The sequence below is a fragment of the Streptomyces monashensis genome, assembly GCF_001866665.1.
Taxonomy (GTDB): domain Bacteria; phylum Actinomycetota; class Actinomycetes; order Streptomycetales; family Streptomycetaceae; genus Streptomyces; species Streptomyces monashensis.
In genome coordinates, this window is record NZ_MLYO01000124.1 from 1 (window position 1) to 25,293 (window position 25,293).

The following is a 25,293-nucleotide window of genomic DNA, read 5'->3' on the forward strand; positions in this document are numbered from 1 at the left end:
CGCCACCGGCGTACCGCGTGCTCTCGGCCCCCATTCGGGCGCACCCGCGTCCGCCTCGCTCTGCGCGGCTCGTTCGCAGGGCTGGTGGCAGCGGCCGGCCCGCTCGCCTCCCGGCCGGCCCGGCTGCCGCCGGGTTCCCTCCCGCCACCGGCGTACCGCGTGCTCTCGGCCCCCATTCGGGCGCACCCGCGTCCGCCTCGCTCTGCGCGGCTCGTTCGCGGGGCTGGTGGCAGCGGCCGGCCCGCTCGCCTCCCGGCCGGCCCGGCTGCCGCCGGGGTCCCCCCGCCACCGGCCTGCGTCACGCTCTCGACCCGTTCGGGCGTACCCAGGTCCCGCCGCCGTGCCGACGGGTTCGCCCCCGTGCCCGTCGGCGCGCGCCGCACGGGTGCAGGAGGGGCGCTTCACGCCGGCCTGCGGCCCACGTGTTCGGCGTGGTCTACGGGACGACCGTCACCGGCCAGCGGCCGGCCTTGACCAGACGTACCGCCACCGAGCCGATGATCCGGTGTCCGGCCTGTTCCGAGGCGCCGACGACGACCGCGTCCGCCTTCAGCTCGTCGGCCGCCTTCACCAGGCCGGTGTAGGGGTCGCCGCGGAAGGTGTGGAACTCCCAGCGCACCTCGAATATCCCCTTGACCCGCTCCGCCGCCTCCCGGATCTGCGCCACCAGGTCCTCGGCGATCTCGTCGGTGGTCTCCGCCACCGGCGCCCCCAGCGCCGCCCCGGCCGCGAGCACCGGCTGCACGTACACCACGGCCAGCAGCGCGTGCTGACGCCGGGCGAGCCCGCCCGCGTACGAGGCGGCGCGCATCGAGGAGTCGGAGCCGTCGACGCCGACCACGATGACCTTGGGCCCGTCCGTGCCACGCTCGAACCGGTGCGCGTGCGAATGCGAGTGCTGCCCCTGCTGTTCCGTCACGGTCCGAGGCTATCGGAACCGATCCTTCCCGCCCGGGGACGGGGCGGGCTCTCGACGGGCGATCCGCCCCGGCCCTTCCTACAGTCGGAACCATGACCGCGAGCGCGCAGCCCGCCGCACAGAGGGACCCCACGGCGCCGGTACGCCCGCCCGCAGGCGGGCGCCTCGGCTGGGTGCCCGAGGCCTTCGCGACCCTTTTCGGCGCCGTCGGCCTGCTGTGCGCCCTGCTGGCGCTCATCGAGCCGCTGCGGCGCCTGTTCCGCCCGGTCGCCGAGGCCCTCGAGGTGCTCCTGGTGCCCATCAGCGCCAACCTCGCCTACGCCGTCTTCCTGTTCCTGCTGGCCGGCGCCACCGCCGCCCGCAAGAAGGTCGCCTGGTGGCTGGTCGTCGTCTACCTCGGCCTGCTCATCCTCACCGACGCGCTCGCCGTGGGCGTCGGCATGTACACCGACGCGCTGCTGTCCCTGGTCGTGTCCGCCCTGCTGCTGGTCCTGCTCGTCGTGGCCCGCGGCGAGTTCTACGCCGCCTCCCGCCGCGCCGCCGTACGCCGGGCCCTCGGCGTGCTCGTGGCGGGCCTCGTCGTGGCGACCCTGCTCGGTTGGGGCCTGGTCCTGCTGTTCCCGGGCACGCTCCCGGCGAGCGAGCACCTGGCCTGGGCGGCCGACCGGGTGTGCGGCGGACTGGTCTCCGAGGGCACCTTCACCGGCCGCCCGCCCCGCCAGGTCAGCTTCGTGCTCGGCCTGCTCGGCGCCCTCGCCCTGCTCAACGCCGCCGCCGCGCTGTTCCGCTCCCAGCGCCTGGAGGCCGCCCTGCACGACGACGAGGAGGCCCGCATCCGCGCCCTCCTCGCGCTCTACGGCGAGCGGGACTCCCTCGGCTACTTCGCCACCCGACGGGACAAGGCCGTCGTCTTCTCCCCCAGCGGCAAGGCCGCCGTCACCTACCGCGTCGAGGCCGGGGTGTGCCTGGCCAGTGGCGACCCCGTCGGCGACATGGAGGCCTGGCCGCACGCCATCGCCGCCTGGCTCGACCTCGCCCGCCGCTACGCCTGGGCGCCCGCCGTGATGGGCGCCTCGGAGGACGGCGCCCGCGCCTACGCCCGCGCCGGGCTCGGCGCCCTCCAGCTCGGCGACGAGGCGATCGTGCAGGTCTCCGCCTTCGACCTGGACGGCCGCGACATGCGGGTCATCCGGCAGGCCGTGCACCGTGTCGCCCGCACCGGCGCGACCTGCCGCATCCGGCGCCACTCCAGCCTCGGCGAACGGGAGATGGAGGAGGTCGTCGACAAGGCCGACGCCTGGCGCGACACGGAGACCGAGCGCGGCTTCTCGATGGCCCTGGACCGGCTCGGCGACCCCGCCGACGGCGACTGCCTGCTCGTGGAGGCCCTGTGCGAGGACGGCCGGCTCCTCGCCCTGCTCTCCTTCGTGCCCTGGGGACGCGACGGCATCTCCCTGGACCTGATGCGCCGCGACCGCGCCGCGCCCAACGGGGTCATGGAGTTCATGGTCGCCGAACTGTGCGCCGCCGCCCCCAAGCTCGGCGTCCGCCGGATCTCGCTGAACTTCGCCGTCTTCCGCTCCGTCTTCGAGGAGGGCGCCCGTATCGGCGCCGGACCCGTCCTGCGGCTCTGGCGCCGCCTGCTGCTGTTCTTCTCCCGCTGGTGGCAACTGGAGGCCCTGTACCGCTCCAACGCCAAGTACCACCCGGAGTGGTACCCGCGCTTCATCTGCTACGGCGACACCGCCGCCCTCGCCCGCATCGGCCTCGCCTCCGGCATCGCCGAGGGGTTCGTCTCCGTACCGTCGCTGCGCAAACTCTGGGGGAAGGGGCACCCGAGGGCCGGGCAGCGGCCCGCCACCACCGCGGGGCTGCCGCCCCTGACGGTGCTCGGCCTCGACGAAGGGGACCGGGCCGGGGGACCGGAGGCGGGCCTGCCCGAACAGGTCCGCGTCCGCCATCGCACCCTCGACCGGCTGCGCGCCGCCGGCTCCGATCCCTACCCGGTCGGCGTCCCCGCCCCCACCCACGCCCTCGCCGACGTTCCCGAGGGCCAGGACGTCACCGTCGCCGGCCGGATCATGCTGGTCCGCGACTTCGGCGGCATCGTCTTCGCGGTGCTGCGCGACTGGTCCGGCGACCACCAGATCGCCCTCACCCGCAGCGCGGCGGGCCCCGGGCTGGACCGCTTCACCGCCGACACCGACATCGGCGACCACGTCACCGTCACCGGCCGGGCCGGCCGCAGCGACAAGGGCGAGCCCACCGTCTTCGTCACCTCCTGGCAGCTCACCGGCAAGTGCCTGCGCCCGCTGCCCGACAAACGCCGCGGCCTCGCCGACCCCGAGGCCAAGGTCCGCCGCCGCTATCTCGACCTCGCCACCAGCCCCGCCGCCCGCACGGTGATCAGGGTGCGCTCCGCCGCCGTGCAGGCGCTGCGCCGGGGCCTGCTGGACCGCGGCTACGTCGAGGTCGAGACCCCGATGCTGCAGCAGATCCACGGCGGCGCCAACGCCCGCCCCTTCACCACCCACATCAACGCCTACGACCTCGACCTCTACCTGCGCATCGCCCCCGAGCTGTATCTGAAACGGCTGTGCGTCGGCGGCCTGGAGAAGGTCTTCGAACTGGGCCGCACCTTCCGCAACGAGGGCGTCTCCCACAAGCACAACCCCGAGTTCACGATGCTGGAGGCCTACCAGGCGCACGCCGACTACACCGTGATGCTCGACCTCACCCGCGAGCTGATCCAGGGTGCGGCGAGCGCCGCCCTCGGCTCCCCCGTGGCCCGCAAGGACGGCCAGGAGTACGACATCTCCGGCGTCTGGCCGGTCAAGACCGTGTACGGGGCGCTCTCCGAGGCGCTGGGCGAGGAGATCGGTCCCGGCACCGAACTGCTCAGGCTGCACCGGCTGTGCGACCGCAGCGGGGTGCCGTACACCGCCGACGACACCGCCGCCGACGTCGTGCTGGAGATGTACGAGCGGCTCGTCGAGGAACGCACCCGGCTGCCCACCTTCTACAAGGACTTCCCCACCGAGGTCTCCCCGCTGACCCGCCGGCACCGCGGCGACCCGCGGCTCGCCGAGCGCTGGGACCTCGTCGCCTTCGGCACCGAACTCGGCACCGCGTACTCGGAGTTGACCGACCCCGTCGAGCAGCGCCGACGGCTCACCGAGCAGTCGCTGCGGGCCGCCGGCGGCGATCCGGAGGCGATGGAGCTGGACGAGGACTTCCTGGAGGCCCTGGAGTACGCGATGCCTCCGACGGGCGGCCTCGGTCTCGGTGTCGACCGGCTCGTCATGTTCCTCACGGGGCTGACGATCCGGGAGACCCTGCCGTTCCCGCTGGTGCGCCGCCGCTGAGGCCCGGCGCGGGGTGCGTCGTCCGGGCGGTGCGCGAGGGCAGGGCCAGCAGCGCGACCAGCGCGGCGGCCAGGCACAGCGCCGTACCGAGGTCGAAGCAGTGCCGGACCTCGGCCGCGAGGACGGCCTTGTACTCCGCCGGACCGCGGAGCGCGGTGGCGGTCGTGTGCTGCTCGGTGACCGTGATGACGCCGACGAACAGGGACGTGCCCAGACCGGCGCCCAACTGCCGGGAGGAGTTCAGGGCCCGGGGGAGCGCACCGCTGCCCGAGCGCGCGAAACCGGCCGGCAGGGCGAGCACACCGCAGCCGGACGCGACCAGCAGCAGCGGCAGTTGCACCGCGCCGAAGCCGTAGCCCGCGCCCGGCAGGCTCAGCAGCACGAACCCGCCGGCCGCCACCACGCAGGCCCCGGCCACCGTCCCCGCCAGACCGAGGCGGGCGGCCAGGCGCGGCAGGACCGCGCTGCCCGCGACCACCCCGGCCACGGCGGGCAGCAGCGCCCAGCCGACCTGCATCGGGGAGAGCCCGCCGAGCAGTTGGAGGGCGAAGGTGAGGACGAGCACGACCCCGGCCAGGCCTGCCGCCAGCAGCGCCACCACGGTGTAGGCACCGAAGGCGGCGCGATCCCGGGACAGCAGGGACGGCACCCGCTCGCCGCGCCACACGAGGCCCAGCACGGAGGGCAGCACCGCGGCGCCCACGGCGATGACGACGACCGTCGTCACGGACACGCTCCGGCCGCCGAGCCAGTCCGCGAACCAGGCCAGGAAGCCCAGCGGCACGACGGCCAGCGCGGCACCGGACAGCCGGGCCCGGGCCGCCGGCACCGGCGCGGTCTCGGCGAGCGCCACCGGGGTCAGCGCCAGGAGCACCAGCCCGGCCACGGCCTGGACCCAGAAGACCGTGTTCTCCGTGTCGACGGTGTCCAGCAGCAGGGTGCACGGCAGCAGCACGGCCGGGGTGGCGCAGGCGACGACAGCGAAGTGCACGTTCAGCGCCCGGTCCCGGCCTCGGCCCTCGGGATGGGTGGCGTCGATCAGCGCGAGCGCGCCCGCCGTGATCACCGCCGCCGCGACACCCTGCACCGCCCGCGAGGCGAGCAGCACCGGGGCGTCGGACGACAGCGCGGGCGCCGCCGCGGCGAGGCTCGACAGCGCGAACCCGCCCATCAGCACGCGCCGGTGCCCGTACGCCCGGCCGAGCGCCCCCGCGAGCACCGGCAGCGCGGCGAAGCACACGCTGTACGCGGACAGCAGCCAGGTCAGCCCGGAGAAGGACAGCTCCCGGTCGTGCTGGATCAGCGGCAGCCCCACCGCGAAGACCGTGGTGTCGAAGACGACCAGGATCTGCGCGACGGCCAGCAGCACCACGGCCAGTGCGCCGCGTGCTCCCCGGTCCGACGCCCCGTTCGTTCCCCCGGAGCTTCCCCCGGCATGTCCTGCGGTCGTTCCCCCGTGTGCGGCCAACTCGGCCCCCCGTGCGCGTCATGGCAGTTGCTGTGGACTGATTGCTTATCAGACGCTTACGCCAGGGGCCACAGCGGCTCCCGCGCTCGGCCGACCGGGTGCTTTCCCGCCGCCGCACCAGTGTCGCTGGGGTGCGCTGACGGACCGCGGGGCGACTGATGAGTCATGCAGAAGGATCAGTTGCTCACGCGGCGTCGGATGCTCCTCGCCGGGGCCGCCGTGCTGGGGGCCGCGGGTGCCGCCGGGGCCGTCCTCGCGGGCGGCGACGAGGGGACCGCCCCGCCGACCGCCGCCCCCGGCCCGCAGGCCCGTCGGGCGCCCAAGTCCTCCGCCTTCCGGCTCCAGCCGCTCACCGGCGACGGCCCGCCGCGCGCCGCACCACGCGGACTGAAGGTCCGCACCGAGCCCATCCTCCGGATCTCCGGGCGCGGCCGGCACATGATGCTGACCTTCGACGACGGACCCAGCCCGGAATACACCCCGCACATCCTGGACACCCTCGCCAAGTACGACGTGCGGGCCATGTTCTTCCTGTGCGGCGAGTGCGTCGTCCAGAACAGGGAACTGGTGGCCCGGATGGCCGAGGAGGGCCATGTCGTCGGCAACCACACCTGGACCCACCCGCTGCTGACCTCCCTCAAGCGCGGGGAGATCCGCGACGAGATGGTGAGCACCAGCGACGCCATCGAGGACACCTACGGCGAGCGCCCGCAGTGGTTCCGGGCCCCCTACGGCGCCTGGAACCGGGCCGCGTTCCAGCTCGGCGCCGCGATGGGCATGGAGCCGATGGCCTGGACCCTGGACACCACGGACTGGACGACGCCGGGCACCTCCACCATCGTCGACCGGGTGGAGAGCGGCGCCGCCCCCGGTGTCGTGGTGCTCTCCCACGACGCCGGGGGCGACCGGTCGCAGACCGTCCGGGCCATCCGCGAGTGGCTGCCGCATCTCCTCGACTCCGGATATCACCTGACCGTGCCGCGCAGACGTGTGTGAGGGGTGCACGGCCCGTTCCCGGGGATGGGCCGGCCCGGCCGTGGTGGATCTCAGTCCACCGCGACCAGGCGGGCGAAGACGACGAGATTCCCGTCGTAACCGTGCCGCTTCGAGAAACCGCCGCCGCAGGTGATGAGGCGCAGTTCCGCGGTGCCCTTCGAGCCGTACACCCGGTCACCGGGGAAATGGGCCTTCGAGAACACCTCGATGCCGTAGACCTCGAACACCGCGGTCCTCCCGTCCTTGCGCAGGACGTCGATCCGGTTTCCCTTCCGCAGGGTTCCGAGTCCGTAGAACACGGCGGGGCCCCGGCGGTTGTCGACGTGTCCGACGATGACGGACGTGCCCTGCTCGCCGGGCGAGACGGCACCGGTGAACCAGCCCGCGAGCCCGGCGTCCTCGGACGGGGGCGCGCCGATCCAGCCGTCGGCGTCCAGGCCGACCGGCATCACCGGCGCGTCCACCCGGATCGAGGGGATCCGCACGCGGTCCGCCCCGGAGAACGGAAGCGAGGGCGCGTGCGCGGCACCCGTGCCGGTGCCGGTACGGGTGTCCGGGGCGGCCGCCGAAGCGGGCTGCGGCGGGCCGGCGTCGAAATCCCCGGAACCGTTGCGGATGAGTGCCAGCCCGGTCAGCAGAACAAGCGCCATCACGCCCCACGGGGTGCGCTGACGCCGCCGTTCCTCCTGCTCGGCCGGCTCGGACCAACCGGACGCAGACATGCGCCTTCCCTTCTCGCCGCGGCCGTCGCCGCATGCGTCGCGTACGGGAAAACGCTAAATCCCGCACGGGGCCGTGCGGGACGGGGCGAGCGGCGAACGGGTGGCCCGCCGCGGCTACGGTGCGCCATCCGAGTTGCCGTTTCCGGGACTCTTCTGACGGTCCGTGACCTGCGGGAATATCGGATTGTGTGCTTTTGGTCCGGCGTGTTGTCTCACCAGGACGGACCATTCTCGACATGCGGGCGTGTTCCGGGGGGTCCGAGGGCCTCCTCCGGGGGGTGTCTTCCCGCCGGACGGCCGGGTCCGGACCGGCCGGTCCGTCGCCGGGTATCACCTGCGAAGGCCGGTGCGGGCAGCGGTCGTTGCTGCTCGCACCGGCCTCGCCGTCGTCCGGCTCCGGGGTCAGTAGGCGGAGTTGACGTTGTCGATGGAGCCGTAGCGGTGGGCGGCGTAGTTGGCGGCCGCGGTGATGTTGGCGACCGGGTCCGTGACGCTCTTGGCGGTGCCGGAGACGTGGTAGGCGTTGAAGGTGGGGTCGATGACCTGGAGCAGGCCCTTGGAGGGGGTGCCCTTCTGCGCGTTCACGTCCCAGTTGTTCTGGGCGCTGGGGTTGCCGCCGGACTCGCGCATGATGTTGCGCTTGAGGCCGTCGTAGCTGCCCGGGATGCCCTTGGCCTTCATGACCTGGAGGGCCTGCTTGATCCAGCCGTCGAGGTTGCCGGTGGTGGCGTGGTTGCCGGAGGTGGACTTGACGACCCGGGTGGGTGCCTTCGTCATCTCGGCGGCGTGCGCGTTGGTGGGCATCAGGGTGACGGCGGCGGCCGCGATGCCGGTGGCGGTGATGCCGGTGAGGGCGAGGGTGCGCAGGCGGGTGGTGAAGGCGGCGTTGGTGATCATGTGGAAGGAACTCTCCAGTGGGGGTCGTCGTCGGAGGGGCGGGGCCCCGCGCTGTGGGCCGGACCGGGCGGGTGTGGCGTGTCTCCGCCTGGCCCGTTTCGTGGCTTCCAGCAACGACAGCAATGGTTAGCGGGGGGCGGGCCGGAGCGCAATGATGTGACGTACTACCCCACTTAGGAGCTATGTCCGGTATTTAGTGTTTTGAGGGCTTTCTGTGCTGTTCGGGCGGGTGTGGCGCTACGATGCGCGGTAGGACGTGATCTGCGTCCTATGGGTGCCGTCACAGGCACAGACCCCTCCGGGCCTGCCGACTCCTAGGGAAATACAGGGTTTCGAGGAGGTTCGGCGGCAGGGCTCTCGACCTCGCACGAGGGGCTTCGTAGCGTGCCTCCCCTGAGGATGCGGGCGGACCGTCCGTGCGCCGCGGATGCGGAGAGGCCATGAGGATCAGTACGGAGCGGCTGGGCAGCGAGATCCGGGCAGGTGCCGTCTCACTCACCACGCGGTCCGTGGTGCGCGCGCTCGCGATGTCCGGGGACCCGGTGATGCGGGTCCTGGGGCGCCGCGCGCTGGAGGACCCCTATCCGGAGTACGAGCGGATCCGGGCCCGGGGCGCGATGGTCAGACATCCGCTCGGGATGCACATCACCACGGACCACGCGATCAGCCGCGCCGCCCTGCGCGACCCGAAGCTGGGAGTGAAACCGGCGCCGGAGCGGCCGGGCGGCATCCCCTGGCAGGTCGTGTCCGGGGAGGAGGCGCGGTACGTCCATCCGCTCGACGAGTCGATGCTGGTCCTCAACCCGCCCGAGCACACCGGACTGCGGCGCCTTGCGAGCCCGCTGTTCACTCCGCGGGCGATGCAGGACATGACACGGGACGTCGAGACAGTGGTGGACCGCGTACTCGACCGGGTCGAGGGGCGTGCGCGCTTCGATCTCGTGGCGGACGTCGCCCGCCGGATTCCCATCGAGGTGATCTGCGACCTGTTCGCCCTCCCCGACGCCGACCGTACGGCCTTCGTGCGGTGGGGCCAGGTCCTCGCCAACACCCTGGACGGCATTCGCACCCTGGGCGAGCGCCGGGAGGTACGGCGCGCCCTGGCGGAGATGACGCGGTTCCTGAGCGCCCTCGTGGACGAGCGACGCCGGGACCCCGGCGAGGACATGGTCAGCCGGCTGGTGGCCGGTGAGGTCGACGGCGAGCCGCTGGACGGCCGTACCCTCGTCGCGCTCGTCGGGATCCTGCTGCTCGCCGGCTTCGAGACCACGGTCAACGCGATCTCCGGGGCGGCCGTCGCGCTGTTACGCCATCCCCCGCAGAAGCAACTGCTGCTGGACGACCCCGCGCTCGCCGGCGAGGCCGTCGAGGAGTTCCTGCGCTACGACGCGCCGGTGCAGATGCTGGGGCGGATCGCGCTCGAACCGGTCACGGTCGGCGGCGTGTCGCTGCCCGCCGGGGCGATGCTCGTGATCGTGGTCGCCGCCGCCAACCGGGACCCCGCGGTGTTCGAGGAGCCGCACCGCTTCGACCTGCACCGCCCCAACAAGCGCGACCACCTGGCCTTCTCGGCCGGGATCCACTACTGCCTGGGGGCGGGGCTGGCCCGGCTGGAGACCGAGCTCGCCCTGCGGCACCTGTTCGCGCGCATGCCCCGGCTGGCGCTGGCCGGCGAGACCCGGATGCGTCCTGTCCGCAACGTCCGCGGGGCCGGTGCCGTACCGGTCCTGTCCCGAGGGGAGCAGTGAACAGATGGCCGCCCACATTCTCGTCCTCGGCATCCCGGCGCACGGGCACATGCGGCCCGAGCTGGCGGTCACCGAGGAACTGGTCCGGCGCGGACACCGCGTCAGCTTCCTGACCACGGAGGCGTTCGCGCCCGCCGTGCGGGCGACGGGCGCCACCGCGCTGGTCCACGAGTCGTTGCTGACGCAGGCCCTCGGCCCGGGGCAGCTGAAGGACCTCGACCCGGACCTGCTGGCCTGGTCGGCGGTGCTCTTCCTGCAGGAGAGCGAGAACCTGGTGGCGCTCGCCCGCGAGCTGTTCGCCGACGACGTCCCCGACCTGGTCTTCTACGACATGATCGTCTCTTCGGCCGGGAGGGCGCTGGGACTGCTGTGGGACCGTCCCGCCGTGCAGTCCACCCCGTCGATGGCGTCCAACGACCACTACTCGCAGCTGGCCGCGATCGCGGAGTTCTCCGCGGTGGGCAATGATCACCCGGCCGTGGTCGAACTCCTCGGCCGCACGGCGAAGTTCGCGGCCGGGCACGGCCTCGACGTGGAGCCCGGCCATCTGGTGGACTGGCGCGCCGAGCGGAACCTGGTGTACGCGCCCCGGGAGTTCCAGCCGGCCGACGACACCTTCGGCGAGGAGACGACGTTCGTCGGGGCGTGCCTGTCCCGGGAGTACGTGCGGCAGACCTGGGACGCGGCCGCGGACGGACTGCCGCTCGTGGTGCTCTCGATGGGCACCCTCTACAACAACCAGCCGGAGCTGTTCCGCACCTGCGTGGACGCCTTCGCGGGGCAGCCCTGGCAGGCGGTGGTCACCGTCGGCAACGGCACGGACCCCGCGCAACTGGGCCCGCTGCCGCCCAACGTGTCGGTCCACCGCTGGATCCCGCAGCTCGCGGCCGTGCGACGGGCCGAGGTGTTCGTCACGGCCGCCGGCCTGGGCAGCCTGATGGAGTCGCTGTACGCGGGCACCCCGCCGGTGCTGGTGCCGCTGGTCCCGGAGACCCGGGTGCTGTCGCGGCGGGCCGTGGAGCTGGGGCTCGGCACGCTGCTCGACGCCGCCGACATCACCGCGGACAGCCTCCTGGACGCCGTACGCCGCACGGCCGCCGACGAGGAACTGCGCGAGCGGCTGCGGCACATGACCCGGGTGATGGAACGGGCCGGTGGCGCGCCGCGGGCCGCCCTGGCGCTGGAGGCCCTGTGCTGATCAGGGCCTTCGCCGCCCCGAGGTGAGCCGTTCGCGTGCTTCCGGGGCCGACCAGCCGTTGTAGTGCAGCACCTGCTCCAGCGGCTGCCGGGGGCCCGGCCGGAAGGTGCCGCGCAGCGGGTGGGCGGTGGGCAGGAGGGCACCCTGGCGGACCGTGCGGGGCAGGCCGAGCAGGTCGGCGATCTGCCGCTCGCGGTCCAGGTGGACGGTGGTCCAGGCGGTGACCAGCCCTCTGCTGCGGGCCGCCAGCGCGTAGCTCCAGGCGGCGGGCAGCAGCGAGGACCACAGGCCCGCCTGGTTGCCGGACGGCAGTTCCTCGGTGTCCAGCTGGAGGCACGGGATCACCAGCACCGGTACCTCGTGCAGCCGGTCGGCGAGGTGGCGGGCGGCGCTCAGCACGCGCAGGGTGGCGTCCGGGACGTGGTCCGGCTCCCGCAGGGCGGCGCCGTTGCGGGCGTCGAAAGCGGCCCGGTAGTGGTCGGCCACCTGGGCCCGCACCAGCGGGTCGGTGAGCACCAGCCAGCGCCAGCGCTGGCGGTTGTTGCCGTTGGGCGCCTGCAGGGCGATGCGCAGACAGTCCTCGACGAGCGCGGGATCCACCGGACGCTCCAGGTCGAGGCCGCGCCGTACCGTGCGCGTGGTGGTGAGCAGTTCCTCACCGCTGAGGCCGGTCACGGCAGGACCACCGCCTGGAGCAGCAGGGCGAGATAGGTGACCACGATGTAGCCCATGGCGGGCGGCAGCGGCCAGGTGCCGCGGCGGGCCGTCAGGAAGCGTCGCGCGGCCGCGACGGGGAGCAGGGCCGCCAGGCACGGCAGCAGCCCGAGCACGGTGGCGGGCCAAAAGAGGACCACGTCGCACAGCACGGCCACGGCGACCGGCGCCAGCACGGCGGCCGCGCCGCCCACGGGACCCAGCGCCGACGAGTAGAGACGGTCGCCCGGCACCGACTCCCACGCCGTCTTGCGGGCGAACTCGAAGTGCAGGAAGACACCGGCGCACAGCCCCAGCAGCGGCAGCGCCCGCCAGTCGGCGGTCACCGGCCCCGACACGGTGAGCGACAGGTACACGTAGGCGCCGACGAGCACCTGCACCGGATAGGTGACGGCCAGGTTGAGCAGCTGTCCCTCCCGGACCGGCGCGGACAGGCGCTCCACGACGGGCAGCAGGAGCGCGTAGCCGAGCGGCACCAGGGCCAGGAGCGCCGCCACCGGGGAGAGCAGTGCGTTCAGTGCCACCACCACGACGACGGCGCCGGCCATGGCACCGCGCAGCTCCGCGGCGCTGATCGCGCCCGTGACCAGGGGCCGGTCGGGGTGGTGCACGCGGTCGTGGGCGAGGTCCTTCTGCTCGTCCAGCATCCGCAGGAACAGCAGGGTCAGGACGACGCTGACGGCGCGTACGGCGGTGGCGCCGGTGGGGCGCCAGGCCGTGCCCTGGAGGGCCACCGCGGAGCCCTCCAGCGCGAGGACCCACAGCACCCCGTAGGCGGCGTAGACCTGCGGGCGGAACCGGCGCAGCACGAAACGGCCCAGGCGGGCCGGGACCAGGGGAAGGGCCACCGTGCTCACGGGCGGGAGCCTTCGCCGCGGGCCACGGCGCGCGGGCCGGTGCCCGCGCCCGCCGGTTCCGCCCGGTCCGGGGCGGCGAGCCTGATCCGGGCGTCGGCGACGGGCGCGTCGCGCTGGCTCAGCGTGCACGCGATGTCCGAGCCGGGCAGGGCCGGGCCCGTGCGGCACTCCAGGGGCAGGTCCAGTTCGGCGAAGGCACGGAACCGGGCGTACAGGGCCGTCGGCAGCGCCGCGGGCGCCGGCAGGGCCCCGGCCCCGACGGAGGCGACGGTCGCCAGTTGCCGGCAGGCCTCCAGCTCCAGCATGCCGGGCACGTGGTCGACCCAGTGGTCGAACATGACCGGGTGCGCGGTGTCCGGCACCAGTCGGGCGGCGAGACCGCCGTCCGCGGTGGTCCGGGCGGGGGAGATCACCGCGTTGGCGGCGGAGGCGCGGCCCACCAGTTCGGGCCGGATCCGCCCCACCGGCGGCGCCACCGGGACGGCGGACAGCTCCAGACCGGTGCGCCGTGCGGCGCGCAGGCTGTCCCACTGGTCCGGCGCCAGCCAGGAGTAGTCGATGCCGGCCGTCATCACGTCACGGCCGTCGGCCGTGCACAGGAAGCGCAGCCGCAGCCCCGTCACTCCCGACCTGCCCCGCGCACGGCGCTCGATCCGGGTGCCGATGACCATGTCGGTGGGGAACGCGCCCCGCACCGGCGGGCCGGGTTCGAGAACCTCGAACTCCACCGTCCGTAACAGGAACTTGTGATCCATGGGGACACCGAGGAACTCGTGGGCCACGACGAAGATGCCCTGCCTGCACGCCTCCAGCAGCATCATGGGGTCGTGCCCGGCGCGAGGGGCGAGCGTGTCGTCGTAGAAGGCGTGCAGCCGCGGCAGTTGGGCGGCGAGGACCAGGTCGTCCTCGCCGTGGCGCTGCGCGTCGGTCAGGAAGACCTCGGCGATGGACGCCCGGTGCACCAGGGCCTTGGGCAGGGTGCGGTCGATCTGCATGCTTGGCATCGCTCCTCAGCGTGTGGTGGTGCGCAGACCGGCGAGGTGCGCGCGCCAGGTGCCGGCGTCGGCGCCGTCCAGGACGGGCGCCCGGCCGGGCTGCCGCATCGGCAGCACCTTCGATCCGACGACGACGGTGTCCCACGGGTCCAGGGCCACGCCGTCCCGCCAGGCCGTCTCCAGCAGTTCGCGCGGTGAGGCGTCCGGGCGCGGCCCGGCGTGGGCGGCGACGGCGGACCGCACGCGCTCCAGGGCCGGTCCGAAGTCGAGCGAGCGCGGCGCGCTGCGGCTGTGGAGGAGCTCGGCGAGGTCGACGGCCCGTGCGGTGCGGTCCTCCCCGGCGAGCGCGGAGCGGAACATCTCCTCCCGCCGCTCGTCGTCGAAGTGGACGGCCAGTTCGCGCAGGACGTCCGCGGGCTCGTCCGGGGTGTGCACCAGGTTGAGCAGGTAGCTGTAGCGGCCCAGCAGATGGCGCAGCTGGCCCGGGGTCCTGGCGTCCGGGTCGGTGGGCCCCTTCAGCTCGGTGAGCAGGACGGACGCGGGGACGTCGGTGTCGTTCTCGCAGCGCACCAGCAGCACCAGGGAGTCGGTGCTGTGCAGGAACAGCCGGGCGAGTCTGCGGCGCTCGGGGGTGGCGAGGTTCCACTGGTAGAACCAGAGCGAACGGATCATGGTGCGGGTCAGCCGGGTGGTCTCGGCGGCGACGATGCGAAAGCCGTTGTCGGCCAGCCAGTTCACGGCGGGCAGCAGCCTGCGGGCGACCACGGCGTCGGGCTTGAGCAGCAGCGCGGCGTGGCGGTGGGCGAAACCGGTGAGGTCGCTGGTGAGGGCGTCGAGCTGCTCGAAGCTCTCCTGGTAGTAGGTGTCCGCGCCGTAGAGGCGGCGCTTGCGGGGGTCGCAGGCCAGCAGCGGTGACACCTCGATGCCGTGGACGGACGCGGTGTGCTCCGGTACGAGGGTGTGCTCGGGGCTCATGCCTGGGTGCTCCCGTCGGTCGGGGCGAGTGCGGGTGCGGGTGCGGGGCGGCGGGGCGGGGCCGCGCCGAGATAGCCGGCCTTGAGGCAGTGGTCGAGCAGGCGGCGCAGGTAGGCCGGGCCGCCCCTGGGCACCGGGTGGCGGCTGAAGGCGGCCGTGTTCGTGTTGTCGAACCGGATACGGCGGCGGAAGTAGCTCTCGTACAGCGACATGACCCGCTCGTGGTAGGCGCGCTCGCGGGCGGGCAGGGCCGCCGCGGAGAAGGACGACGGCGGGACGAACCGGGCCACCTGGAACGAGGGGTACTCGGCGAGCACGTCGGAGAACTCCCGCAGGGTGACGGCCTGTCCGACGGCGTGCAGGGTCAGTCCCCGGGCCTCGCCGAAGCGTTCGCACACCTCGGTGACCACATCGGCGACGTAGTCCACGGGCACCAGGTCGAGCGCCGCGTCGTAGTGGCCCGGGACGGTGCGGGACAGCCCCTGGGTGATGAGTTTGACGACCGGGTAGAGGGTCTTGAACTCGCGGACGCAGCCGGTACGGGCGGCTCCGGTGACGATGCTGGGCCGGACCACCGCCACCGGCAGCCCGTCGGCGGCGGCCTTGCGGACCAGGGTCTCCGCCTCGAGCTTGCTGCGCTCGTAGGCGTTGCCGAGGTGCTGTCCGATGTCGAGCTCGTCCTCGCGGGCGGTGCCGTCGCGTTCGCCGCACACATAGGCGGTGCTGACGTGGACCAGGGGGACGCGGTGGCCCCGGGCGAGGTCCAGCACGTTCCGGGTGCCGGCCACGTTGACGTCCCGGTAGAGCTGTTCGGGCCGGCCGAAGTCGGTGACGGCGGCGCAGTGCACGATGCGGTCGGCCCGCGCCACGGCCCGCAGGTCCTCGGCGTCCAGGCCGAGCCCGGGGCGGGTGACGTCTCCGGAGAGCCGCCGCAGCGCGGCCTGTGGGGCGGTGAGCTTCTTGCCGTTGTTGCGGACGATGTCGCCGTTGCTGTGGAGCACGGCGAGCACCCGGTGGCCCGCGGCGGTGAGCCGCGCGGTCACCTCGGCTCCCACCAGTCCGCTCGCGCCGGTGACAAGTACGGTCGTCGGGTCGGCCATGGATCGGTCCTTCGCGAGGGGCGGCATCAGGCGGCTTGGTGGGGCTGGACCCCGTTGCTGGCGACCAGGTCCCGGGCCTCCTCGAGGGGCAGTGCCGCGTCGAGGTAGGTGCCGATCCGCAGCCAGTCGTACCCGAGCTCCAGCGTGGCCCGCCAGGTGTCGGCGGAGTCGAAGGACGAGGGGAAGGCATCGGCGCCCGCGGTGTCCCGCACCAGGCCGACGAAGTCGCCGAGTTCGGCGCTGAGCCGGTCGCCCTCCTCGGGTGCGGAGACGGTGCGGCCCAGCAACCGATCCGCGCGGCCGTGCAGCGCCCTGGCGGCGGGCGGCAGCAGCGGCAGGCGGCGCACCAGATCGGAGTCGGCCGGCAGCGGGTTGACGCCGTAGGCGCTGAACAGGCCGCGCAGCGCGGCGTGGACGGCGCGCCGGGCGGTGAGTTCGGCGACCTGCCACTGCCCGCGCTGCAGTGCGCCGCGCAGGTCCTCGCGGGCGTTCTCCACGACCACGTTGGACCACACCAGGGCCATCGTCGCCGCGGAGAAGCGCTCGGCGGGCAGCGGGACCAGATCGACTCCGTCGGGTCCGCTGACGGCCGCGCCGTGCACGGAGAGCAGCGGGGCGGCGGAGTGCGGGGGCGGGGTCACCGGGCCGGGCGGGGCGGCCAGCGGCAGGGCCGGGGTGACGGTGCCGGCGCCCTTCCAGGCCAGCCGGATCAGTCCGTACCGCAGGAAAGCGGCGAGCAGCGGGCCGCAGTCCGCGACGCCGGTCGCCCGCGCGGCGTCCCGCACGTCGGGCAGCGGCCTGCCCAGGACCAGCGACCGCCAGACCGCGCCGGCCCGGTCGCCGAGCGCGAAGACGTCGCGCCGGTCGCGGATGACGTGGACCCGCTCACCGGTCTGCCAGGTGGTCACCCGCGACGCGCGCTCGACGGTCAGCCGCTCGGGGCGCAACGGGACGCCGGTGACGCCCAGTTCGGCCGCGAAGGCGAGGCATTCGGTGAGGTACGCGTGGACCGCGGCGCCCTCGCCCTGGGCAGCGCCGGCCGCCGCGTCCAGGGCCCAGTAGCGGTCGCGGACGTCCGGCCGGCCGGCCCTTTCGAGCTGCAGGGAGAGCCACTTGGGTTCGAGGTACGTCTCACCCCGGCCGGCCGCCCAGGACTTGACGGCCTGGACCAGGCCGGCCCGGACCCAGTCGGCCGCCTCGGCACTCTCGTCGAGGCAGTCGAGCGCCATCGCGTGGCGCAGGGACTGCCGGGCCCGGTGCGCCCACCAGGCGCCCGCGATCTCCTGGAACCGCTCGACGCGGAGCAGGCCCTTGACCTCGTCGACCAGCGCGTGGCCGCGCAACGGGTGGCTGCCCAGGAAGCGCTGGCAGCGGTTGAGGAGGTCCTCGGAGAGCCGGCCGGGCCGCCCGGCGCCCACCTCGAGGGCCGCGAACTGGTCGGCGAGCTGACGCACCGACCGGGTGCGGATCTCGACCCGGCGGCCGTCGACGAACAGCAGCGACGGCATGGTCGGCAGGTCCGCCTCGTCCCGGCCGATGAGCAGGAAGTCGATGTCGGAGGAGGGGTTGCCGAAGCCCTCGGCGATGGAGCCCTCCAGGACGACGGCCCAGTCGGGGCCGGGAGGCAGCGTGGCGAGCGACGTGTCGAGCAGTCCCTGTAACTGCTCCTCGGTGAGGATCATGGTGCGGTGTCTCCGTCCTGCGAAGCTCCGGGCTTCACGACGTGGGCGTGGTGTCGGCGGGCGGGTCGGCCAGTACGGTGACCGTGCCGGTGGCGCCGTCCACGCGCAGCCGGGTGCCGCCCCGGATCTCGGTGGTGAGGTTCCTGACCTGGACGACGGTGGGGATGCCCAACTCCCGTGCCACCACAGCGACATGGGTGAGCGGACTGCCGCGCTCGATGACCAGGGCGGACGCCGAGGGCAGCGCGGTCACCCAGCCGGGGTCGGTGCGATAGGCCAGCAGGATGCCGCCGCCGACGTCGCGCGGGGTGTCGGTGACCACCGCGAGGCCCTCGGCGACGCCGGGGCAGGACGGGGTGCCGCGCAGTTCCCGGGCCCCGGTGCGGGCGGCGGTGGCGGACCAGCCGGCGCGTTCGAGATTGCCGGACCAGTAGGGGGCCCCGTGGGTGGTGAACCGGGAGGGCGCGTGCAGCGCGGCGTCGGCGGCCAGCCGCTCGCGGCGCACGGCCACCAGGTCCGGCAGCTCCGTGTGGGCGATCATCCCCTCGTAGGCGCCGCGCACCTCCTCCAGCCGGAGCAGGAACACGTCGTCCCACGCCTCGATCGCACCGCTGCGCGCCAGGTCACGGCCCAGAGCACGGAGCATCCGCTTGGCCGCGCCGAAGGCCCGGGTACGGCAGAAGCGCAGCCGCTCGCGGTCCGCGAGCGAGCCGCGGGCCTTGCGCCGGACGATCTCGTAGACCCATCGGCGGGGGCCGCGCAGCCGCTCGGCGAGATAGGAGTCGGCGTCCGCGCCGCGGTCCGGCGCCGTGCCGGAGCCGGGCAGCGCGCCGCGCAGCAGGGTGAAGAGCCCGGCCGGGTCCTCGTGCAGATCAGGGACCTCCAGCTTCAGTTCGTCGGGACTGCGGTAGCCGTAGGAGGCGATGTACGCGTCGACGGCGGCCAGCACCTCGGCGTGGCCTGCGTCGCGCAGCGCCCGGTACACCTCGTCGTCGGGGGTGCGCTCCAGCAGGGCGCGCACCTCGTCGTCGGCCGCGACGCGCTCGCCCAACTCGGCCAGCGCCCACACCGGTTCGGCCGACTCCAGTGCCTCGCCGGGACTGGCGGCGGCCCAGGTGAACCATTCCGGGGCGTCGGGCAGCCAGCGTCGGGTGAGCAGGGCCAGCAGCCCGACGGAGAGCAGGATGACGGCGTCGAGGGCCTGCATGGGCCCCCACTTCTCGATCAGCTCGCGCTGCAGGCGGCGCAGGCGCCGGTAGGTCTCCTCGCCCGGCAGCGCGTCGTAGTCGACGTTGTTGAAGACCTCGTAGGACCGGTAGAAATCCCGGTGGAACCGGTCCACGGATTTCCGCATGGTGAGGAATCTGCGGGCGAAGACGGCGGTGCGGTACACCTGGTGGGCCCGGCCGCGCAGGCCGGGTCGCGGAGTGAAAGGGTGCAGCGTGTCGGCCAGTTCGTCGGAAATGCTCTCCTCGACTCCGAGGGACCGCTCCAGCACGCGCCGGTTCAGCGGGTAGAGGGGCGCCAGCCGCACCATGCGGTACCAGTGCAGAAGGTTGTAGTAGACCCGGCCGTGGAAGTAGCCGAGCAGGTGCGGGGTCCATTCCTGGACTTCCCGCAGCCGGGCCGGCGGGACGGCGAGGGCGCGCGCGTAGCTCTCGTAGACCTTGGCGTAGGTGTCGGCCGCGAAGCTGTAGGTGAGGGGGGAGACGACGCCGCTGAAGCTCTCGATGATGTTGGAGTTGTCCCAGATGCGCGGCTGGCCCCGCGGCTCCTCGGCCGGCGCCGGGACGCTCTTGCGGTCGGCGGGGCCGGTGAGCGGGCCGGTGACGGGGCGGCTCTGCAGGACCCAGAGCTCGCCGTCGGCGATCGCCCACTCGATGTCCTGCGGGGTGCCGTAGTGCTCTGCCACCTGCACGCCGAGGCCGTGCAACCGGGTCAGGTCCTCCTCGCTCAGCGCCAGGACCTCCCGGTCCGCCTCGGCGACGGGCCGCACCTCGCAGCCGGGGCCGGCACCGGCGCCGTAGCGCTCCCGCTTCTCGCCGACGACGGTGTGCAGCCGCTCGCCGGTGACGGCGTCCAGGGCGACCGTGTCGGCGTCGACGGCGCCGGAGACCAGCCCCTCGCCCAGTCCGTAGACGGCGCTGACCAGAAACCGGTCGGTCGCGCCGGTCGTGGGGTCGACGGTGAACAGGACGCCGCTGCGCTCGGCCGGGACCATGCGCTGCACGACGACGGCGACACCCGACGCCGACGGCGCGAGGCCGCGCTGCGCGCGGTAGCGCAGGGACCGCTCCGAGAAGCCGGAGGCCCAGCAGCGGCGGACGTGGGCGATGACGTCGTCGAGACCGCGGACGTTGAGGAAGCTGTCGAACTGCCCGGCGAAGGAGTGCTCGGCGCCGTCCTCCTCGGCACCGGACGAACGGATCGCCACCAGGCCGCCGCCGACGTGCTCGTAGGCCCGCCGGACGGCGTCGGTGACGGCCTCGTCCAGCGGGGCGTCCGCGAGGAGCGCGGCGATCTCCGCGGCCGTCCGGGCGGCCGTCCGTCCGGGATCCCCGGCGCCGGGTGCGGCGGCGGTCTGTCCGTCGCCGTGCTGCGGGCCGTCGGCCAGGAGTTTCGCGAGGCGCTCCGCCAGCCCGCTGCTCCGGGCGAATGCCGCGAAGACGTCGGTGCCGAGCACCGCCCATTCGGGGACCCGGAAACCGGCGGCCGTCAGGACGTGGAGATTCCTCGCCTTTCCCCCGGCTTCCGGCGATGCCTCGGACCTTTGCTCGGATCCCGCGCTGAGCGACACCACGGATTCCCTCCGGCTAGGTGATCGATTCCGATTCCCACGGTGGCAGCGGCGGGGACAGATCGAGAACCCTTGCCCGACGGCTGTGGGTGTTCACCTATATTTTGGGAGGAAGTCGCCCGCATCGGTGGAAAGTTCACTGAGCAACGGGTCCGGACCGGGCCAGACGAGAGCGGTCGAGCCCCAGGTGAGCCCGCCGCCGAAGCCGGTCAGTACCACCTTCTGGCCGGGTGTCAGTTCACCGCGGGCGGTGGCGTCGACGAGCGCGAGGGGGATCGAGGCGGAGACCGTGTTCCCCACCTCGGCGATGTTGGTGCGGAACCGCTCGACGGGCAGGCCGAGCCGCCGGGCCACCGCCGTCAGGATGCGGGCGTTGGCCTGGTGGAACACGAAGGAGTCGACCTCCTCCACGGCCCACCCGGTCCGCGCGGCGATGTCCCGCGCCGACTCGGTCATCCGGCTCACCGCCTGCTTGAAGACGGCCTGTCCCTGCATCGAGAAGTAGGTGTCCTCCACCTTGGCCGGCAGGCCCGTGGACCGCTGGCGCGAGCCGCCGGCCCGCATCCCGATCAGGTCCTCGGCCGAGCCGTCGCTGCCCAGGCTGAAGTCCAGCAGCGCACCGCGCTCCGTCCTGGAGCCGGCGCGCAGCAGCACCGCGCCCGCGCCGTCGCCGAACACCACCCGGGTCGCCCGGTCCTCGGGGTCGAGGAGGGTGGAGAAGGCGTCGGCGCCGATCACCAGCACGCTGTCCACGACACCCAGGGAGATCAGTCCCGCCCCGGACGCCAGGGCGTACACGAAGCCGGTGCACACGGCCTGCACGTCGAACGCGGGCACCGGGCCCAGCCCGATCCTGCTCGCCACGTTCGGGGCGGTCGCCGGGCAGAGCTGGTCCGGTGTGCTGGTGGCGAGCACGACGGCGCCCGCGCCGCCCGCTCCCGCCGAGGCGAGAGCGTTGCGCGCCGCCTCGACCGCGAGGTCGCCCGTGGCCTGTCCGGGCGCGACCGCGCGACGCCGCCGGATCCCGGTACGCCGACGGATCCACGCGTCGTCGGTGTCGAGTACGCGGGCCAGGTCGTCGTTGGTGACCACGGTCTCCGGCACCGCCGCGCCCAGCCCGGCGACGACCGCCGCGCGCTCCGGTGACCGCGGCCCGCCGTCCGTCCGTCCGTACCCTTCGAGTCCCGGCCTCACGGCACCTCACCTCATCGCTGTCGGCGCAACACACCAACAGGAGACGGCATATCGGCACACGGGGATCGCCGGACCCCGGTCGCCTAGGTGAACTCCTACAACCTCGCGGTGGGCCTGGAGCGTTCGCGGCGGCCGGTGTGTCCTGGACCGCGGAGGCGTCCGGCGGCCGCGCCGACGCCCTTGTCCCGAACGCCAGTTGCCGTTCCCCCCGTGCCGGGGCCGACGATGGGGGCTCCCTTCGTGATCCGTATCGACCATGCCCGCGTCTTCGACGGTGAGCGGGTCCTGGACGACGTCTGCGTGCTCGTCGACGCCGGGCGCGTGAGCGCGGTGACACCCACCGGGCAGGCGGCGGTCGACCCCGTCGCGGCGACGGCGGCGGAGGTGATCGACGCCACCGGTCACACCCTGCTCCCGGGACTGATCGACGGTCACACACACGTGATGGGCACCCTGCACAACCTGCGGCTGGCGCTGACGTTCGGCGTCACCACCGAGGTCGACCTGTTCAGCTTCCCCGCCGACCTCACCGGCTGGCTCTGCGACACGGCCGCGCACCGCGACGACCTCGCCGACCTGCGCAGCGCCGGAACCGTGATCTGCGCGACCGGCGGCCACCCGGCGGCGACGATGCCGTTCCTGCCCTCGCTCGACGGCCCGGCGGCCGCCGGGGACCAGGTGAGGCTGCGCCAGAAGGAGGGCGCCCACGTCATCAAGATGATGCTCGACGACGGCTGCCACCACGGCGCCGACCTCCCGACGCTGGACCGGGCCACCGCGGCCGCGGTGGCCGACGCCGCCCGGGCGGCGGGCCTGCCGAGCGTCGCCCATGTGGCCGACGCCGAGACGGTGCGGACCGCACTGGACGCCGGCGTGGACGCCGTCACCCACGTCCCGCTGGAGGCACCGCTGCCGCAGGAGGCGGTGGACCGGGCCGCCGCCGAAGGCCGGTTCTTCATCCCCACCCTCGCGATGATGGAGATGTCCTGCGGCGCCCCCGGCGGCCGGGGCCTCGCCGCCGACGCGCGGATCGCCGGTCACCTGCCCGCGGACGCCCTCGCCGCGCTCACCGGCGGCACGGAAGGGCTCTGCGTGACCGTACCGTCGCCGGAGCTGGACTTCGACCACGCACTGGAGACCACACGCCGACTGCACGCGTCCGGCGTGCGGTTGGTGGCGGGGACCGACGCCAACAACGCCCCGGGCCGCGCCTGCCCGGTGGTGCACGGCGCGGCGCTCCACCGCGAACTCGAACTCCTGGTGACGGCCGGGCTCAGTCCCGTCGAGGCGCTGCGGGCCGCGACCGCGACACCCGCCCGTCTCTTCGGGCTGTCCGACCGCGGCCGCATCGCCCCGGGGCTGCGGGCGGATCTGGTGCTGGTCGAGGGCGACGCGACCACCGACATCACCGCCACCCGGGCCGTTAGGCGGGTCTGGCGCCGCGGCGTGCCCTTCGACCGCGAGGCGGCCCGTGCCGCGTGGCGGTCCGGTGCGCCGGCCCCCGCGGTCGGCCCGGACCCCGCCGGCGTCGCCACCGCCGTCGGCGGCGCCGACCTGACGGCCGTCGGCTCCACCGCACTGGCGGTGGCGGCGTCACGCGCCGCCGAGAGCGGCCGTCCCGACCGGCTGTTCCGGGACCCGGTCGCGGTCCAGGTCGCCGTGGCCGCGGGCGGTGCGCTCGCGGCGTGGTCCGGCCCGCGCGGCGAACTGCTGCGCCGGGCCATGGGGGACTACTTCGCCCTGCGTACGCGCTTCTTCGACGACTGGCTCCACGAGGCGGTCGCCGCCGGCTGCCGTCAGGTCGTCGTCCTCGCGGCCGGTCTGGACGCCAGAGCGTTCCGCCTGGACTGGCCGGCGCCCGTGCGGGTCTTCGAGATCGACCGGGCCGATGTCCTCACCTTCAAGGACAAGATCATCACCGGCCGGGTCCCGCTCTCGGGCGGTGAGCGCATCCCGGTGACCTGCGACCTGCGCGACGACTGGCCCGGCGCGCTGCGGGAGCACGGCTTCGACCCCGGGCTGCCGACCGCCTGGCTGGCCGAGGGCATCATGGTCTACCTCACCGAGGAGGAGGGCGACGGCCTTCTCGCGCGGCTCGGCGCCCTGAGCGCGCCCGACAGCCGCATCGCGGTGGAGTACGGCAGCCGGGCGATGTTCCGCACCGACAACACCCGGACGGCGCTCGACACCACCGCCGGGTCCGACACCCTGCACACGCTCGCCGCGCTGTGGCGCAACGAGAGCACCACGGACCCCCTCGCCCGCCTGGCCGCGCACGGCTGGACCGCCACCGCGCGCGAACCGGCCGGCCTCGCGGCGGAACACGGCCGGCCCACGCCTCCCGCGTTCGACCCGCGACAGCCCGGCACCGCACGCATCACCCTGCTCAGCGGCCACCGGCACACCTCGTCCGACCCGAGCTGACGAGCGGCGGCCGCGGACGGGCTGCCACGGGCCGGACCGCACACCCGCGCGCTCGCGGAACGCGAGACGAGGCACGGGTGCGCGGTCCGGGGACTACTTGGCCAGGGCCGGGAACAGGTTCGTGAACGGTTCCGCGGTCACCGCGATGCCCCGGCTGTAGGGGGCGTCGAAGTCCCAGATGAGGAACAGCATGAAGGCGATGGTCGCGGAGAACAGCCCGGCCAGCACCAGTTCACGCGCGGTGCGCCGGATCTGCAGCGCGAACACCATGCCGACGGTGACCAGCCCGCCGACGAGCAGCCCCCACCACACCACCGGCGGCATGGTGTCCCCGGTGGAGTCGGAGCGGGCGTTGCGGGCCTGGTCGGCCGCGGTCATCTGGTCCAGCAGCGGCTGGTAGGACTGCGCCTGGAAGTCGTTGCCCGGCTTGTAGTCGGTGACGTCCTGGCGCACCTTCTGGAGCAGCGCGGAACCGTGGTCGGTGACGCGTTCGTCGTTCGCCATCGTCTTCCACTCGTGGTCGACGACGTAGGAGACATAGGCGTTGACGTCGCTCCGGATCCGGTCCCGCACGTCCGGCGGATAGACCCGGACCCGCTCCGAGATCTCGTGCAGCGCCTGGGCCTCGTTCTGCACGTAGTCCCCGGCGGAGCTGCGGGCCTCCCACACGCCCGCGATGGCGAGGCCCAGGACGATGGCGTACACGACGCCGATCCACATCGTCATGTACTCGATGACGTCCGGGGTCTCGCTGGGATCCTCGTCCTCGGGAGCCCGCCTGTTGCGTACGAAGGTGACGAGCACCACCACGACACAGGCCCCCAGCATCGCGAGGACGAGAACAAGCCAATCCGGCAACGGTACCTCCAAGGGTGAGCGGGCCGGCGCGTCAGCGCGGGCGCAGGGCCGCGACGGCGACGATCGCGGGGACGGTGATGAGCAGGACGTAGGTGACCGGCGAGGTGGTGCCCGGCGCCGGGTGGCTGACGGGGTGGGGGCGGTACGCGGGGTAGTGCACCGGGGCCATGGAGGGCCGGGGCGCGGACTTCGGCACCGGTGGCGGCGTGGGCACGGGCGTGGGCGTCGCCACCGGCCGGGGAGCCGGAGGAGCCGGGGGAGGCGGCGCGGGCCGGGCCCGCGGCCTCGGGGCGGGCCTCGGTGCGTGTCCCGGCGCCGGGTGCGGCCGCGGCGCCGGCTTCGGTGGTGGTGGCGGCGGTGGTGGTGGTGGCTTCGGGGTCGGGG

Annotated in this window: 20 protein-coding genes; 6 read left to right on the forward strand and 14 right to left on the reverse strand. The window is 73.9% G+C overall.

Annotated features, from left to right (window positions below):
* Nucleotides 1–436: 436 nt before the first annotated feature.
* Nucleotides 437–919, reverse strand: coding sequence for a universal stress protein (locus BIV23_RS43905; RefSeq protein ID WP_071386597.1), 483 nt, complete (start codon nt 917–919; stop codon nt 437–439).
* Between the two features lie 92 nt (nt 920–1,011).
* Here BIV23_RS43905 and lysX point away from each other — a divergent pair, with 92 nt between their 5' ends.
* Nucleotides 1,012–4,284 (forward strand): bifunctional lysylphosphatidylglycerol synthetase/lysine--tRNA ligase LysX, encoded by a 3,273-nt coding sequence (lysX, locus tag BIV23_RS43910; RefSeq protein WP_079173801.1) that lies wholly within the window; start codon nt 1,012–1,014, stop codon nt 4,282–4,284.
* Here the strand turns inward: lysX and BIV23_RS43915 are convergent.
* The gene (locus BIV23_RS43915; RefSeq protein ID WP_177240252.1) at nt 4,229–5,653 is read right to left on the reverse strand and encodes an MFS transporter; all 1,425 of its coding nucleotides are present in this window, start codon (nt 5,651–5,653) and stop codon (nt 4,229–4,231) included. The two genes, lysX and BIV23_RS43915, sit on opposite strands and share 56 nt — an antisense overlap.
* Before the next feature lie 264 nt (nt 5,654–5,917).
* On the opposite strand from BIV23_RS43915, the gene BIV23_RS43920 reads away from it, so the two are divergent.
* Complete coding sequence (locus tag BIV23_RS43920) at nt 5,918–6,748, forward strand: polysaccharide deacetylase family protein (RefSeq protein ID WP_071386599.1); 831 nt, start codon at nt 5,918–5,920, stop codon at nt 6,746–6,748.
* Between the two features lie 50 nt (nt 6,749–6,798).
* Here the strand turns inward: BIV23_RS43920 and BIV23_RS43925 are convergent, their stop codons facing one another.
* Together BIV23_RS43925 and BIV23_RS43930 are read right to left on the reverse strand one after the other, a co-directional pair.
* Nucleotides 6,799–7,470, reverse strand: a complete 672-nt coding sequence (locus tag BIV23_RS43925) for a class F sortase (protein ID WP_071386600.1) — start codon at nt 7,468–7,470, stop codon at nt 6,799–6,801.
* Between the two features lie 402 nt (nt 7,471–7,872).
* Nucleotides 7,873–8,367, reverse strand: coding sequence for a transglycosylase SLT domain-containing protein (locus BIV23_RS43930; protein ID WP_071386601.1), 495 nt, complete (start codon nt 8,365–8,367; stop codon nt 7,873–7,875).
* A gap of 440 nt (nt 8,368–8,807) precedes the next feature.
* Between BIV23_RS43930 and BIV23_RS43935 the strand changes: the two genes are divergently transcribed.
* On the forward strand, nt 8,808–10,115 hold the full coding sequence (locus BIV23_RS43935; RefSeq protein WP_071386602.1) for a cytochrome P450: 1,308 nt from the start codon (nt 8,808–8,810) through the stop codon (nt 10,113–10,115).
* A gap of 4 nt (nt 10,116–10,119) precedes the next feature.
* Nucleotides 10,120–11,313 (forward strand): macrolide family glycosyltransferase, encoded by a 1,194-nt coding sequence (locus tag BIV23_RS43940; RefSeq protein WP_071386603.1) that lies wholly within the window; start codon nt 10,120–10,122, stop codon nt 11,311–11,313.
* On the opposite strand, the gene BIV23_RS43945 is transcribed toward BIV23_RS43940, so the two are convergent.
* The 8 genes from BIV23_RS43945 to BIV23_RS43980 all read right to left on the reverse strand — a co-directional run bounded on the left by BIV23_RS43945 (nt 11,314) and on the right by BIV23_RS43980 (nt 21,627).
* Complete coding sequence (locus BIV23_RS43945) at nt 11,314–11,988, reverse strand: nitroreductase family protein (RefSeq protein ID WP_071386604.1); 675 nt, start codon at nt 11,986–11,988, stop codon at nt 11,314–11,316.
* Complete coding sequence (locus tag BIV23_RS43950) at nt 11,985–12,884, reverse strand: hypothetical protein (RefSeq protein ID WP_071386605.1); 900 nt, start codon at nt 12,882–12,884, stop codon at nt 11,985–11,987. Before BIV23_RS43950 ends, BIV23_RS43945 begins: the two co-directional genes overlap by 4 nt.
* Nucleotides 12,881–13,879, reverse strand: a complete 999-nt coding sequence (locus tag BIV23_RS43955; protein ID WP_071386606.1) for a ScbA/BarX family gamma-butyrolactone biosynthesis protein — start codon at nt 13,877–13,879, stop codon at nt 12,881–12,883. The genes BIV23_RS43950 and BIV23_RS43955 overlap by 4 nt, the downstream gene beginning before the upstream one ends.
* 15 nt (nt 13,880–13,894) lie before the next feature.
* Nucleotides 13,895–14,854, reverse strand: coding sequence for a nucleoside-diphosphate kinase (locus BIV23_RS43960; RefSeq protein WP_079173804.1), 960 nt, complete (start codon nt 14,852–14,854; stop codon nt 13,895–13,897).
* Nucleotides 14,851–15,954: an SDR family oxidoreductase gene (locus BIV23_RS43965; protein ID WP_071386607.1), complete on the reverse strand. Its 1,104-nt coding sequence runs from the start codon at nt 15,952–15,954 to the stop codon at nt 14,851–14,853. The genes BIV23_RS43960 and BIV23_RS43965 overlap by 4 nt, the downstream gene beginning before the upstream one ends.
* A 26-nt stretch (nt 15,955–15,980) precedes the next feature.
* The gene (locus BIV23_RS43970; RefSeq protein WP_071386608.1) at nt 15,981–17,636 is read right to left on the reverse strand and encodes a hypothetical protein; all 1,656 of its coding nucleotides are present in this window, start codon (nt 17,634–17,636) and stop codon (nt 15,981–15,983) included.
* A gap of 34 nt (nt 17,637–17,670) precedes the next feature.
* Nucleotides 17,671–20,433, reverse strand: a complete 2,763-nt coding sequence (locus tag BIV23_RS43975; RefSeq protein WP_071386613.1) for a phosphoenolpyruvate synthase — start codon at nt 20,431–20,433, stop codon at nt 17,671–17,673.
* A 93-nt stretch (nt 20,434–20,526) separates the two neighbouring features.
* Nucleotides 20,527–21,627, reverse strand: coding sequence for a beta-ketoacyl-ACP synthase 3 (locus BIV23_RS43980; protein WP_071386609.1), 1,101 nt, complete (start codon nt 21,625–21,627; stop codon nt 20,527–20,529).
* Nucleotides 21,628–21,867: 240 nt separating this feature from the next.
* Between BIV23_RS43980 and BIV23_RS49420 the strand changes: the two genes are divergently transcribed.
* Nucleotides 21,868–24,051, forward strand: coding sequence for an SAM-dependent methyltransferase (locus BIV23_RS49420; protein ID WP_245790938.1), 2,184 nt, complete (start codon nt 21,868–21,870; stop codon nt 24,049–24,051).
* Between the two features lie 93 nt (nt 24,052–24,144).
* Here BIV23_RS49420 and BIV23_RS43990 read toward each other — a convergent pair whose 3' ends face one another.
* Both BIV23_RS43990 and BIV23_RS53460 read right to left on the reverse strand, forming a co-directional pair.
* Nucleotides 24,145–24,909: a bestrophin-like domain gene (locus tag BIV23_RS43990; protein ID WP_079173805.1), complete on the reverse strand. Its 765-nt coding sequence runs from the start codon at nt 24,907–24,909 to the stop codon at nt 24,145–24,147.
* Nucleotides 24,910–24,940: 31 nt separating this feature from the next.
* Entirely contained in the window at nt 24,941–25,069 is a 129-nt protein-coding gene (locus BIV23_RS53460) for a hypothetical protein (protein WP_281250215.1), read from the reverse strand.
* A 7-nt stretch (nt 25,070–25,076) separates the two neighbouring features.
* Between BIV23_RS53460 and BIV23_RS51300 the strand changes: the two genes are divergently transcribed.
* Nucleotides 25,077–25,293, forward strand: a 217-nt coding sequence (locus BIV23_RS51300) for a hypothetical protein (RefSeq protein ID WP_218161932.1), incomplete at its 3' end; no start/stop codon positions are given.

Excerpts from the sequence above, each read along its gene's own strand:
- BIV23_RS43970 (WP_071386608.1), bottom strand. The coding sequence starts at position 17,636 with ATGATCCTCACCGAGGAGCAGTTACAGGGACTGCTCGACACGTCGCTC.
- BIV23_RS43925 (WP_071386600.1), bottom strand. The coding sequence starts at position 7,470 with ATGTCTGCGTCCGGTTGGTCCGAGCCGGCCGAGCAGGAGGAACGGCGG.
- BIV23_RS43920 (WP_071386599.1), top strand. The coding sequence starts at position 5,918 with ATGCAGAAGGATCAGTTGCTCACGCGGCGTCGGATGCTCCTCGCCGGG.
- BIV23_RS43930 (WP_071386601.1), bottom strand. The coding sequence starts at position 8,367 with ATGATCACCAACGCCGCCTTCACCACCCGCCTGCGCACCCTCGCCCTC.
- BIV23_RS43960 (WP_079173804.1), bottom strand. The coding sequence starts at position 14,854 with ATGAGCCCCGAGCACACCCTCGTACCGGAGCACACCGCGTCCGTCCAC.
- BIV23_RS43935 (WP_071386602.1), top strand. The coding sequence starts at position 8,808 with ATGAGGATCAGTACGGAGCGGCTGGGCAGCGAGATCCGGGCAGGTGCC.
- BIV23_RS43955 (WP_071386606.1), bottom strand. The coding sequence starts at position 13,879 with ATGCAGATCGACCGCACCCTGCCCAAGGCCCTGGTGCACCGGGCGTCC.
- BIV23_RS43940 (WP_071386603.1), top strand. The coding sequence starts at position 10,120 with ATGGCCGCCCACATTCTCGTCCTCGGCATCCCGGCGCACGGGCACATG.
- BIV23_RS43965 (WP_071386607.1), bottom strand. The coding sequence starts at position 15,954 with ATGGCCGACCCGACGACCGTACTTGTCACCGGCGCGAGCGGACTGGTG.
- lysX (WP_079173801.1), top strand. The coding sequence starts at position 1,012 with ATGACCGCGAGCGCGCAGCCCGCCGCACAGAGGGACCCCACGGCGCCG.